Annotated in this window: 10 protein-coding genes; 6 read left to right on the forward strand and 4 right to left on the reverse strand. The window is 67.9% G+C overall.

From position 1 onward, the window contains the following. Position 1: 1 nt before the first annotated feature. Complete coding sequence (locus tag FHS75_RS07925) at positions 2-1,366, forward strand: NAD-dependent succinate-semialdehyde dehydrogenase (protein WP_179407433.1); 1,365 nt, start codon at positions 2-4, stop codon at positions 1,364-1,366. Positions 1,367-1,548: 182 nt separating this feature from the next. Here FHS75_RS07925 and FHS75_RS07930 read toward each other — a convergent pair whose 3' ends face one another. The 4 genes from FHS75_RS07930 to FHS75_RS07945 are packed head-to-tail and all read right to left on the reverse strand — an operon-like array spanning position 1,549 to position 6,043. After that, positions 1,549-2,649 (reverse strand): mechanosensitive ion channel family protein, encoded by a 1,101-nt coding sequence (locus FHS75_RS07930; protein WP_179407139.1) that lies wholly within the window; start codon positions 2,647-2,649, stop codon positions 1,549-1,551. Continuing rightward, positions 2,646-3,860 (reverse strand): cystathionine beta-lyase, encoded by a 1,215-nt coding sequence (metC, locus tag FHS75_RS07935; RefSeq protein WP_179407140.1) that lies wholly within the window; start codon positions 3,858-3,860, stop codon positions 2,646-2,648. The genes FHS75_RS07930 and metC overlap by 4 nt, the downstream gene beginning before the upstream one ends. Before the next feature lie 52 nt (positions 3,861-3,912). After that, the gene (locus FHS75_RS07940; RefSeq protein WP_179407141.1) at positions 3,913-4,755 is read right to left on the reverse strand and encodes a sulfurtransferase; all 843 of its coding nucleotides are present in this window, start codon (positions 4,753-4,755) and stop codon (positions 3,913-3,915) included. 34 nt (positions 4,756-4,789) lie between these two features. Further along, entirely contained in the window at positions 4,790-6,043 is a 1,254-nt protein-coding gene (locus FHS75_RS07945) for a hypothetical protein (RefSeq protein WP_179407142.1), read from the reverse strand. A gap of 139 nt (positions 6,044-6,182) precedes the next feature. Here FHS75_RS07945 and queF point away from each other — a divergent pair, with 139 nt between their 5' ends. The 5 genes from queF (at position 6,183) to FHS75_RS07970 (ending at position 12,090) form a co-directional block, all read left to right on the forward strand. After that, positions 6,183-6,659, forward strand: a complete 477-nt coding sequence (gene queF / locus FHS75_RS07950) for a preQ(1) synthase (RefSeq protein ID WP_179407143.1) — start codon at positions 6,183-6,185, stop codon at positions 6,657-6,659. A gap of 176 nt (positions 6,660-6,835) precedes the next feature. Further along, a complete protein-coding gene (locus FHS75_RS07955; RefSeq protein WP_179407434.1) occupies positions 6,836-7,963 on the forward strand; it encodes an acyl-CoA dehydrogenase family protein in 1,128 nt (375 codons plus the stop codon). Continuing rightward, positions 7,963-8,634: a TrmH family RNA methyltransferase gene (locus FHS75_RS17825; RefSeq protein WP_179407144.1), complete on the forward strand. Its 672-nt coding sequence runs from the start codon at positions 7,963-7,965 to the stop codon at positions 8,632-8,634. Before FHS75_RS07955 ends, FHS75_RS17825 begins: the two co-directional genes overlap by 1 nt. Then, the gene (locus FHS75_RS07965; RefSeq protein WP_179407145.1) at positions 8,631-10,238 is read left to right on the forward strand and encodes a carboxyl transferase domain-containing protein; all 1,608 of its coding nucleotides are present in this window, start codon (positions 8,631-8,633) and stop codon (positions 10,236-10,238) included. Before FHS75_RS17825 ends, FHS75_RS07965 begins: the two co-directional genes overlap by 4 nt. Positions 10,239-10,242: 4 nt before the next feature. Then, positions 10,243-12,090 carry an acetyl/propionyl/methylcrotonyl-CoA carboxylase subunit alpha gene (locus FHS75_RS07970; protein WP_179407146.1) on the forward strand — a complete coding sequence of 616 codons (1,848 nt, stop codon included), beginning with the start codon at positions 10,243-10,245 and terminating at the stop codon, positions 12,088-12,090. The last annotated feature ends 6 nt before the right edge of the window (positions 12,091-12,096 follow it).

The following is a 12,096-nucleotide window of genomic DNA, read 5'->3' on the forward strand; positions in this document are numbered from 1 at the left end:
CATGATCACCACCGTCAATCCCGCGACCGGCGAGACGCTTGCCGACCATGAGGAACTCGACGGTGCGGGGATCGAGGAAAGGCTGGCGCGGGCGGCATCGGGCTGGCGCGGGTGGCGGGAAACGCCGCTGGAGGAGCGTGCCGGGCTGCTCCTGCGGCTTGCCGGGGCCTACGAGGCGCACAAGGAGCGGCTGGCGCGCCAGTGCACGCTCGAAATGGGCAAGACGCTCAAGTCCGCGATTGCCGAGGTGGAGAAGTGCGCCGCCGCCTTTCGCCACTATGCCGATAACGGTCCGGCAATGCTCGAACCGCTGCGCTGGGACCTTGCGGGCGGCGGCGTGGCCGAAGGGCGCTGGCTGGCGCAGGGGCCGGTTCTGGCGGTGATGCCGTGGAACTTCCCCTACTGGCAGGTCGCCCGCTTTCTTGCGCCGACGATCATGGCGGGCAACGTCGGCCTGCTCAAGCATGCCAGCAGCGTGCAGGGCAGCGCGCGCCTGATCGAGGAGATGATGGGTGAGGCGGGTGCGCCCCCCGGCCTGTTCCAGAACCTCCCGATCAAATCGGGCGCGGTGAACGGAGTCATCGCGGACGATCGCGTCGTCGCCGTCACGGTGACCGGAAGCGAGGGCGCGGGGCAGGCGGTTGCCGAACAGGCGGGCAAGTGCCTCAAGAAGGTCGTCCTCGAACTCGGCGGGTCGGATCCCTTCATCGTCATGCCGTCTGCCGACCTCGACGAGGCGGTGAAACAGGCGGTGACCGCGCGAATCCAGAATACCGGGCAGTCGTGCATCTGCGGCAAGCGGATGATCGTCCACGCCGATATATACGACGCGTTCCTCGACCGCTTCACGGTCGCGATGGGCGAGGTGACGGCGGGCGATCCCTTCGACGAAGCGACCGACATGGGGCCGATGTCGAGCTTCGAGCAGCGCGACACCGTGCTTGGCCAGCTCGCCATGGCGAAGGCGGAAGGCGCGGACCTGACCGGCGGCGCGGCGTTGCCGGGCGAGGGTGCCTACATGGGAGCGGGTGTGCTGACCGGCGTCGATCCCGACGGACCGATGGCGCGGGAGGAAATCTTCGGCCCGGTGGCGATGGTGTTCAGGGCCGCCGACATCGACGAGGCGATCCGGATCGCCAACGCGACGCCCTTCGGCCTCGGCTCATCGGTGTGGACGAACGACGAGGGCGAGAAGGAGCGCTTCGTGCGCGATATCGAGGCGGGAATGACGGCGGTGAATCGCTTCCTCGCCTCCGCTCCCGAAGCGCCGTTCGGCGGTATCAAGCGATCGGGCCACGGACGCGAACTCGCCCGCTTCGGCCTGCACGAATTCATGAACCTGAAGACGGTCCTGCTGAACGGGTGAGGTTCGGAACGTGATTGTGCGATCGACATGCGTCGATGCGGCACCGGCCCTCTCCCCTACCCGGCCACCCAACGGCAGTATCCTATCGGTGGCCGGGTGGGGGAGAGGGCCGGGACCGCGCCAGCGAAAGCTGGTCTGACGGGAAAACCTTCCCGGTGGCGAGCCGGCAAAAGCTGGCCCGACTAGCTCTCCTCGGGTGGCGGCTTCGCCACCCTTTCGTCGCGCAGGGCCTCGATCAGTTCGCGGAATGCCTCGTTGTCGCGCAGGTTGAGGTCGCGCTGCGGGAAGGGGATCTCGATGTCGTTGTCCTTGAGGAGCCACCACAGCTTCTTGAGCACTTCTGACCGGACGTTGCCCACCCCGTCCTCCGGATCGCGGATCCAGCAGTGGATCGTGAAGTTGACCGCGCTGTCGCCGTATTCCTTCATCCAGACGGTCGGCGGCGGTACCTCGAGCACGCGCTTGCAGCTGTTCGCGGCCTCCAGCATCAGTTCCTCGGCCCGCTTCATGTCGGCGTGGTACGATACGCCTACCTCGACCTGCATGCGCACGTTCTTGGAGGAATAGGACCAGTTCTCGACCTGGTTGATCATCAGGTTCTCGTTCGGAATCAGGTATTCGCGCTGATCGCGTGTGGTCACCGAAACCGCGCGTATGCCGATCTTGCGGATCTGTCCGAAAGTCGAATTGCCCGCCTGGTCGGCGATGGCGATGACGTCGCCCGGCTTGATCGAGCGGTCCATCAGCAGGATGATGCCCGCGATCAGGTTGCCGAAGGTCTTCTGCAGGCCGAAACCGATGGCAAGGCCGAACGCGCCCGAGAACACGGCGAGCGCTGTTAGGTCTATGCCGAGTATGTCGATCCCCATAAGGATCGCGACCGCCCAGACCACCAGCGTGATGAGCTTTTCGGCCAGCAGCCGCTGCGCCATGTCGAGCCGCCCGATGCGCTTCACCGCGCTGACCGCCATCCGGCTGCCGAAGTAGGCGAGCAGCATGACCGCCGCGATGACGAGCAGCACGACGATGCCGTCCCACACCGAGATGCGCGTGCTGCCGACCTGGAGGGCGAGCGCGTCGAGCGTCTCCACCACGCCGCCGATAGTGTCGCTGCGCTCGGCGACCGCCTTTGAAATCGCGTCCGCCCCCGACACGCCGCTTTCGACCGGCTCGCTGGGAACCGCGCTCGGCAGGTCGGACGGGATCGCGGAGGCGGTTTCCGCTGCTTCGGACGCGGCCGCGTTCGCCTCGTCCAGCACGTCCTTCAGCGCGGCGGTGCTCATGGCGTCTCCATTGCGGCGAGGGCCTGCTCGATGTCGGCAATGAGGTCGGCGGGGTCTTCGAGGCCGATCGACAGGCGGACGCCGTGCCGGTCGCTCTCGTCCAGCCCCGGCGGCGGCCAGCCGGTGACGGCGCGCATCGGCGCGGGGTCCACGGGCACGGCGAGGCTTTCGAACCCGCCCCAGCTGTAGCCGATACCGAAGAGATCGAGCGCGTCGATGAAGCGGTTGCGCCGGCGCGCGCCCGCGCCCCTGAACACGAAGCTGAACAGGCCGCAGCCGCCGGTGAAGTCGCGCCGCCAGATGTCGTGGCCGGGAGAGCCGGGCAGCATCGGGCACATCACCAGCGCCACCTCGGGCCGTTCGGCGAGCCAGCCTGCGATGGCGAGCGCGCTCTGCGTCTCGCGCTGCAACCGCACTTCCATCGTGCGCAGGCCGCGCAGGGCAAGCGCCGCATCGTCGGGCGAGACCACGAGGCCGAGCGACTGCGCGCGTTTTCGCAGCTTCGGATAGAAGTCCTCGCCCGCGCTGGCGCTGCCCATCATCAGGTCCGAATGCCCGCCGACGTGCTTGGTCAGCGACATGATCGCGATATCGACGCCGCGTTCGAGCGCGGGAAAGCCGAGCGGTCCGGCCCAGGTGTTGTCGATCAGCGATACGAGGCCCCGGTCGCGCGCGATCGCGGCAAGGCGCGGCACGTCCTGCACTTCCATCGTCAGGCTGCCCGGCGCTTCCAGCAAGACGGCGCGCGCGCGGTCGCAGATCGCGGCCCCGAACGCGGCGGTATCGAGCGGGTCGAAAAAGCGCGTCTCCACGCCGAAGTCGGCCAGCAGCCCCTTGCCCATCGCGCGGCTGGGATCGTAGGCGTTGTCGGTCATCAGCAACACGTCGCCGGGGCGCAGCACCGTCATGAGCGCGCCTGCAATGGCCGAAACGCCCGAAGGATAGAGCACCGTACCCGCCGCGCCGGGCTCCATTGCGGTCAGCGCGTCGGCCAGCGCCCACTGCGTCGGCGCGCCGCGACGTCCGTAAAAGAAGCGCCCGTCCTCGTTGCGGCGCGGCCCTTCGGCAAGCGCCGCCATGTCCTCGTAGAGATGCGTGCTGCCGCGCCAGACGGGGGGATTGACCACCGGTCCGGTCCATTCCCTGCGCCGTCCGGCCTCGACCAGCCGGGTGCCGGTGCCGTGGCCTGCCGATTTCGCGCTGTCGTTCAATGCATTCTCCGAACCGTCCGGTGCGCCAGCGGAGCCGCGATAGCGGGCGAAGTCAAGCCGGACCCGTGGCCTTGGGCGTTGCGGGATCGATGCCCCACTCGGCCCAGCTTCCGTCGTAGAGCGCCACGTCGCGCTTGCCGAGCCGGTCGAGCGCGAAGGCAAGGACGCAGGCGGTGATGCCGCTGCCGCAGCTCGTCACCACCGGCCGGCCCAGATCGACGCCCGCGTCCTCGAACGCGGAGCGCAGGCCGGCATCGTCCTTCAACGTGCCGTCGGGTTCGAAAAGCGCGGCATAGTGGACGTTGCGCGCGCCGGGAATGTGGCCGGCCGCCATGCCGGGGCGCGGTTCGGGCTCGTCGCCGCGAAAGCGCGCCGGCCCGCGTGCATCGACGACCTGCTCGGCGCCGGTGTCGACATTGGCGAGCATGTCCTGCCTGCTGCGGAGCGAAGCAACGCCTGAGCCGGGGGTGAAGTCGCGCTCCGGCGGGACGGCATGCCCTGCTTCGGTTTCGCGGCCCTCCGCCCGCCACTTCGCGAGGCCGCCGTCGAGGATGGCCGCTTCCCCGATTCCGAAAAGGCGCGCCATGAACCACGCGCGCGCTGCCGAATGGACCGCGCTGTCGTCGTAGAAAACGACCCTGCAACCGTCCCCGATGCCGAGCATGCCCATGCGGTCGGCGAAGCGCCGGGGCGGCGGAAGCGTGTTGTCCGAGGCGCCATCGGGATCGGTCAGCGTGCCGAGATCGAGGAAGACCGCGCCGGGAATGTGGCCTGACGCGAACTCTGCGGCGGCGTCGCGCCCGGCATCGGGCAGGTGCCACGAGGCATCGACGATGCGAAGGTCGTCCGATCCAAGCTCGCCTGCCAGCCAGTCGGTCGATACGAGGGTGTCCAAGGCGCCAGCTCCAGCGATTGAGAAGGCGTCCGTGCTAGCCAGCCTTGCCCGCCCCGTCGAGATGCACCCAGTTCTCGCGCTCGATTTCGCGGCGGTCGAGCGCAGCGAAATTGCGCGGCCCGGTATCGAGCCGGAACGGGCGCAACGCGCCTTCGGGCCGGTCGGGGGCCTGCCCGACGCTGTAGATGCGCACCAGCGGCGCGCGGCCGGGCATGTCGAGCACGAAGCGCGCGAGCGGGAAGAACAGCGCGCTCGCCCGGCCCTTTACCGGGACGATGGCGTTGAGCGGGAGCTGGATTTCGCCCTTCAGTTCGGCGGTGTTGCCGGGTTCGAGGCTTGCGAGGTCGTGCAGTTCGGCAAGCGCTGCGGTATCGGGCGCAAGCTGCGCCTCGCTGCCGAGCGAGGCATGCGCCGAGATGATGTCGCCAAGGACGCGCATCGGCCCCTCGTGCTCGCGCGGGCGCGTGACTTCGAGGCGGTAGGACATCGTGGCGTAGAACAGCGAAAGCCGCATCGCGACCGGCTCGAACCGCAGCGGCGAGGGCGCTGCGCCGAAGCTGGGGCGCGGAATGGGCGAGGGCGACGATGCAGGCGCGGCGGCCGGTTTCGGCGGTGGCGCGGGCGGCGGAAGTGAGGCTCTGGGCGCTACCGGCGGCAGCGCTGCCGGAGCGCTCGGCGCGGTGTCGATGTCCGCGGGCGCTTCGTCGCGGTCGAAGCCTTCGTCCTGCGCGGTGCCCGTTGCCGAGCCTCGCCGCGACCACAGCAACAGACCGGCAAGCAGCAGGACCAGCACGACCGGTATTGCCATCCACCAGGGCAGCGCGTCGTCGGGAGCTTCTGCCCCGGCAACCACTTGCGGCGACGCCACAGGTGTCGGTTCTTCGCTCCCTGCGGGAGGTAGCGGCGAGAACCGGGGAGCCGGTTCCGGTTGGGGCGAGGGCTGCGCGACAGTCGCCCCGGTACGCGCTTGCGGCTGGACTGCCGGGGTCTGCCGCACCCGGGGTACGACGGTTTCAGGCCGCGCGACCGGCGGCGAAGGCGTCGCGCGCGCGGTCGGGGCCGGCGCCGGAGCGGGCTGCGCGGTCGGCGAGGGGCGCGGAGTGGGCACGCTGACGGTCGGCGCGACGACCGGGTTTTCCGTATCGACGGGGCCTTCCAGCACCGGGCCTTCCTTCGGCGCGGGCGGCAACTGGTAATCGCTCACCGATTGCGCGGCTGCGGGCACGGCGAAAAGCGCCAGTGCCAGCACCGACGATCCCGAACCCGATCTCGTTACCCGAACCCTCATGCGCCCCCCGTCGCGATCCCGGCGGCCTTGTCGCCGCGCATTGCGCCAGCCGGTCCGCCGCGCGCGCTTAACGCCTCGTGAATTTCGTGCAACTGTCCGGCGACTTGTGTCGAAGGCGCGATGGCGGCAAGGAGCGGGCATGAGCGAAAACGAGACCGACAGGCCGCAAGGCGGGCCGCTGCACCTTGGCCGGCAGAGCGCGCTGCCGGCCTCGCCCGGCGAAGCCGCGCTCGATTACGTGCCCAATCCGCGCAAGGGCGCGCTCTACCTCGTGCGCTTCGCCGCACCGGAATTCACCTCGCTCTGCCCCGTCACCGGCCAGCCCGATTTCGCGCACATCGTCATCGACTACGCGCCGGGGGAAACCATCGTCGAATCCAAAAGCCTCAAGCTGTTTCTCGGTTCCTTCCGCAATCACTGCGGCTTTCACGAGGACGTGACCGTGGGCATCGGGCAACGCCTGTTCGACGAGATGTCCCCGAAATGGCTGCGCATCGGCGGATACTGGTACCCGCGCGGCGGCATTCCCATCGACGTGTTCTGGCAGTCCGGCGCGCCGCCCGGAGGGCTTTGGGTGCCCGATCAGGGTGTCGCATCCTACCGGGGCCGCGGCTGAGGCGGTTCCCGACACGTCGCGAGGCTAGGCGTCACAAGGCTCCGCTTCACAAGGCTCGACAGGGCCGGTGGCATGTGGAATGGCGGGCCAGAACAACGGAATGCCCCTCGCCCTGACGGGTTGAGCGCACGGACAGGATCGAAAGGACAATCGTGCTCGATTTTCAACTCGGCGAGATGGCCGACACGATACGCGATACGACGCGGCGTTTCGCCGAGGAGCAGATCGTTCCCCGCGCTGCCGCGATCGACGAGAATGACGAATTCCCGCAGGACCTCTGGCCGCAGATGGGCGAGCTTGGCCTGCACGGCATCACGGTGGACGAGGCGGACGGCGGTCTCGGCCTCGGTTACGTCGAGCATGTCGTCGCGGTCGAGGAAGTCAGCCGCGCCTCGGCCTCGGTCGGCCTGTCCTACGGCGCGCATTCGAACCTTTGCGTCAACCAGATCCGGCGCTGGGGATCGGATGCGCAGAAGGCGAAGTACCTGCCCAGGCTGATCTCGGGCGAACACGTCGGCGCACTCGCGATGAGCGAGGCGAATGCGGGGTCCGACGTCGTGTCGATGAAGCTGCGCGCCGGGCAGGTCGATGGCGGCTGGCGGCTCGATGGCACGAAGTTCTGGATCACCAACGGAGCATTTGCCGACACGCTTGTCGTCTATGCAAAGTCCGATGCAGGGGCCGGTTCGCGCGGCATTACAGCGTTCCTCATCGAAAAGGGCATGGGCGGCTTCTCGATCGGCCAGAAGATCGACAAGATGGGCATGCGCGGTTCGCCCACCAGCGAGCTCGTCTTCGACGACTGCTTCGTGCCCGACGAGAACGTCATGGGCCCGGTCGGCGGCGGCGTCGGCGTGCTGATGAGCGGGCTGGATTACGAGCGCGTGGTGCTGGCGGGCATCCAGATCGGCATCATGCAGGCCTGCCTCGACACCGTCCTGCCATACGTCCGCGAGCGCAAGCAGTTCGGAAAGCCGATAGGCGCGTTCCAGCTGATGCAGGCCAAGGTCGCTGACATGTATGTCGCGCTGCAATCGGCGCGCGCCTACGTCTACGCGGTGGCGCGGGCCTGCGATGCCGACCGGACGACGCGCTTCGACGCGGCCGGCGCGATCCTTCTCGCCAGCGAGAGCGCCTTCCGCCAGGCGGGCGAAGCGGTGCAGGCGCTGGGCGGCGCGGGCTACACGAAGGACTGGCCGGTCGAACGCTATCTGCGCGATGCCAAGCTGCTCGACATCGGGGCGGGCACGAACGAGATCCGCCGCATGCTGATCGGCCGCGAACTGGTGGGCGCGAGCCTCTAATGCCGCTGGATCGGGTTGACGGGGGAACCGAGAAGGTCAAATCATCGGTGCGCAAGCGTGCCGATGCTATCAAGCCGTTCATTTGCAAGAATCTTGTCGCCGTGATCGAGGCTCCGTCCGACGTGCGGAACATCGGCACTGTTATCCGTAATGTTAACGCTCTGGGCTGCGAGAAGGTCTACGTCGTGGACCCGGCCACCGCACTACCAGACGAGTGGCATCAAATGCGTGAAGAGAGAGCGCTCACACGGACTTCGGTTTCTGCGGTAAAGTGGAGTTTTGTGAAGCGCTTTGACAGCACCGATGACTGTTTCGATCATCTTGAGGTCAACAACTTCCATTCTGTGGTGACCTCACCCCATATCAAAGGCCAAAAAAGCATCTGGCTGCATGAGGGAGACTTTACTGAACACAGCAAGCTGGCAGTCTGGTTTGGCAATGAGAAGCGCGGGATCAGCAGCCGCGCGGTCGAGCGCAGCGATGCATGTGTGTCTATTCCGATGTTCGGAATGATCGAGAGCCTGAACCTTGCTACTTCGTCAGGCATCGTCCTGTACGAGATTACCAAGCAAAGGCGCGCTTATCAGAGCGTTTATCGGAAGGGGCGGGGACGGAGCAAGAGGAGCGAACCCCTGCCGACAGTCATGAACCGAGAGGATGCTCAGAAGTGACCGCACCTGTCCTTCCCGCAAAGGCCGATATCGACGGCCCCGACGCCAGGGCCCGGGCCAGCCACAACCGCGCCCTTGCCGCAGAGCTGCGCGGACATGTCGCCAAGGCGGCGCTGGGGGGCGAGGAGCGGCATCGCGAACGGCACCTGTCGCGCGGCAAGCTGCTTCCGCGCGACCGGGTGGAACGCCTGCTCGACGCCGGTTCGCCTTTCCTCGAGATCGGCCAGCTTGCCGCGTTCGGCATGTATGGCGGGGACGTCGCGGGCGCGGGGATGATCGCGGGAATCGGCCGCGTATCGGGACGGCAGACGATGATCGTCGCCAACGATCCCACGGTGAAGGGCGGCAGCTACTTCCCGATGACGGTCAAGAAGCACCTGCGCGCGCAGGAGGTCGCGCGGGAGAACCGCCTGCCGTGCGTCTACCTTGTCGACAGCGGCGGCGCGAACCTGCCCTACCAGGCCGAGGTCTTCCCGGACCGCGAGCATTTCGGGCGCATCTTCTACAACCAGGCGCAGATGAGCGGCATGGGCATTCCCCAGATCGCCTGCGTGATGGGAAGCTGCACGGCGGGCGGGGCCTACGTTCCGGCGATGTCCGACGAGAGCGTCATCGTGCGCGAGCAGGGCACGATCTTCCTTGCCGGACCGCCGCTGGTCAAGGCCGCGACGGGCGAGGAGATCAGCGCCGAGGACCTTGGCGGCGGAGACCTTCACGCGCGCAAGTCGGGGGTCGTCGATCACCTTGCCGACGACGACGAGCACGCGCTTTCGATCGTGCGCGACATCGTCAGCCACCTGGGGGAGAACACCGCTGCTGCCGCGCATGTCGAGGCGCGCGAGGCCCGCCCGCCGAAATACGACGCGCAGGACCTCTACGCGCTCGTTCCCGAGGACGTGCGCGCGCCCTACGAAGTGCGCGAGGTGATCGCGCGGATCGTCGACGGGTCCGAGTTCCACGAGTTCAAGGCGCTCTACGGCTCGACGCTGGTCTGCGGCTTCGCGCACATCCACGGCCTGCCGGTGGCGATCCTTGCCAACAACGGCGTGCTGTTCTCCGAAAGCGCGCAGAAGGGTGCGCATTTCATCGAGCTGGCCTGCCAGCGGCGCATTCCGCTCCTTTTCCTGCAGAACATCTCGGGCTTCATGGTCGGCGGCCACTACGAGGCGGAAGGCATTGCCAAGCACGGCGCCAAGCTGGTGACGGCGGTCGCGACAGCGCAGGTGCCCAAGATCACCGTGGTCATCGGCGGATCGTTCGGCGCGGGTAATTACGGCATGTGCGGGCGAGCCTATTCGCCGCGTTTCATGTTCACCTGGCCCAACGCGCGCATCTCGGTGATGGGCGGCGAGCAGGCCGCATCGGTGCTCGCCACCGTCCACCGCGATGCCGACAGCTGGTCCGACGAGGAGGCAGAGGCCTTCAAGCAGCCGATCCGCCAGAAGTACGAGGACGAGGGCAACCCCTACTACGCCACCGCGCGGCTGTGGGACGACGGCGTGATCGACCCCGTCCAGACCCGCGACGTCCTCGGCCTCGCGCTTGCCGCCAGCCTCGAAGCCCCGATCCCCGACCGCGCGCCCTTCGGCGTGTTCAGGATGTGATGACATGATCCAGTCCCTCCTCATCGCCAACCGGGGCGAGATTGCCTGCCGGATCATTCGCACCGCCCGCCGGATGGGCATTCGCACCGTCGCGGTCCACTCGGATGCCGATGCCGACGCACTGCATGTGCGCATGGCGGACGAGGCGGTGCATGTCGGTCCCTCGCCGTCGGCGGAAAGCTACCTCGTGGGCGAGCGGATCATCGCGGCGGCGGTGCAGACCGGTGCCGAGGCGATACATCCCGGCTACGGCTTCCTGTCGGAAAATGCCGGTTTTGCGCGCGCGGTGCTCGACGCCGGCCTCGTCTGGGTCGGGCCGAACCCGGAATCGATCGACGCGATGGGCCTCAAGGACGCGGCCAAGAAGCTGATGGCCGATGCCGGCGTGCCGGTGACGCCGGGCTATATGGGCGAGAACCAGGACCCCGCTTTCCTTGCCGACGAGGCGGCGGAAATCGGCTATCCCGTGCTCATCAAGGCGGTCGCGGGCGGCGGCGGCAAGGGCATGCGGCTGGTCGAGCGGGCAGGCGACTTCGCCGACGCGCTAGCCTCGTGCCGGCGCGAGGCGGCGGCCTCGTTCGGCAACGACCACGTGCTGATCGAAAAGTTCATCGAACGCCCGCGCCACATAGAAGTGCAGGTCTTCGGCGACACGCACGGCAGCGTCGTCCACCTGTTCGAGCGCGACTGCTCGCTCCAGCGCCGCCACCAGAAGGTGATCGAGGAAGCTCCCGCGCCGGGCATGGACGAGGCGACGCGCGCCGACCTCTGTGCCAGCGCCGTGCGCGCGGCCAGGGCGGTCGACTATGTCGGGGCGGGCACGATCGAGTTCATCGCCGATGCTTCCGACGGACTGCGCGCCGACCGCATCTGGTTCATGGAAATGAACACGCGCCTGCAGGTCGAGCACCCGGTGACCGAGGAGATCACCGGCGTCGACCTCGTCGAATGGCAGCTTCGCGTGGCGAGCGGAGAGCCGCTGCCGCTGGCGCAGGACCGGCTCGCGATCAACGGCTGGGCGATGGAAGCACGGCTCTATGCCGAAGATCCGGAAAGCGGCTTTCTGCCGTCTACAGGGCCGCTCGAACTGCTCGAGTTCGGCGATGCGCCGGGCGGCCGGATCGAGACGGGCGTGGAACAGGGCGGGCAGGTTTCGCCGTTCTATGACCCGATGATCGCCAAGGTCGTGGCGCGCGGCGACACCCGCGACGAGGCGCGCGAAGCCTTGCACGAAATGCTGTGCGAGACCGCCGTCTGGCCGGTGAAGAGCAACGCATCCTTCCTCGTCAACGCGCTCGAACATCCTGACTTCGTCGCGGGCGATGTCGATACCGGCCTGATCGGGCGCGACGGCGAGGACATGGCGAAGCCGCCTGTGCCGTCGATGGAAGTGCTCGAGGCTGCCGCCGCCGCGCTGGTTCCGGCATCGGACCTTGGCGGATTTCGCCTCAACGCCGCACACCGCCGCGCCGCGTGGTTCCTGCTCGACGGCGAGACGGTGGTGATCGAGCCTGCCGAAGCAGACCCGGACGACGACGGCGAACCGGTCGAATCGGTCATGATCATGGAGCGCGGGCGCGCCCGGCTGCTCGAGCCGTGGCGCAAGAACTCCGCGGGCGGCGCGGCTGCGGGTTCGGGCGCGATCCTTGCGCCGATGCCGGGCAAGGTCATCGCCGTCTCGGTCGCCGAAGGCGACACGGTGAGCGAGGGACAGAAGCTCCTGACGCTCGAGGCGATGAAGATGGAGCACACGCTGACCGCGCCGTTCGACGGTGTCGTGGCCGAACTTTCCGCCAGCGAAGGCGCGCAGGTACAGGTCGAGGCATTGCTCGCGCGCATCGAAGCGGCCTGACCCGCG

It is taken from the genome of Novosphingobium marinum (assembly GCF_013408095.1).
Taxonomy (GTDB): Bacteria; Pseudomonadota; Alphaproteobacteria; order Sphingomonadales; family Sphingomonadaceae; genus Novosphingobium; species Novosphingobium marinum.

Bases quoted from the DNA above. Each gene is read 5' to 3' on its own strand.
- FHS75_RS07925 (WP_179407433.1), top strand. From the start codon at position 2: ATGATCACCACCGTCAATCCCGCGACCGGCGAGACGCTTGCCGACCAT.
- FHS75_RS07930 (WP_179407139.1), bottom strand. From the start codon at position 2,649: ATGAGCACCGCCGCGCTGAAGGACGTGCTGGACGAGGCGAACGCGGCC.
- FHS75_RS07945 (WP_179407142.1), bottom strand. From the start codon at position 6,043: ATGAGGGTTCGGGTAACGAGATCGGGTTCGGGATCGTCGGTGCTGGCA.
- queF (WP_179407143.1), top strand. From the start codon at position 6,183: ATGAGCGAAAACGAGACCGACAGGCCGCAAGGCGGGCCGCTGCACCTT.
- FHS75_RS07955 (WP_179407434.1), top strand. From the start codon at position 6,836: ATGGCCGACACGATACGCGATACGACGCGGCGTTTCGCCGAGGAGCAG.
- FHS75_RS17825 (WP_179407144.1), top strand. From the start codon at position 7,963: ATGCCGCTGGATCGGGTTGACGGGGGAACCGAGAAGGTCAAATCATCG.
- FHS75_RS07970 (WP_179407146.1), top strand. From the start codon at position 10,243: ATGATCCAGTCCCTCCTCATCGCCAACCGGGGCGAGATTGCCTGCCGG.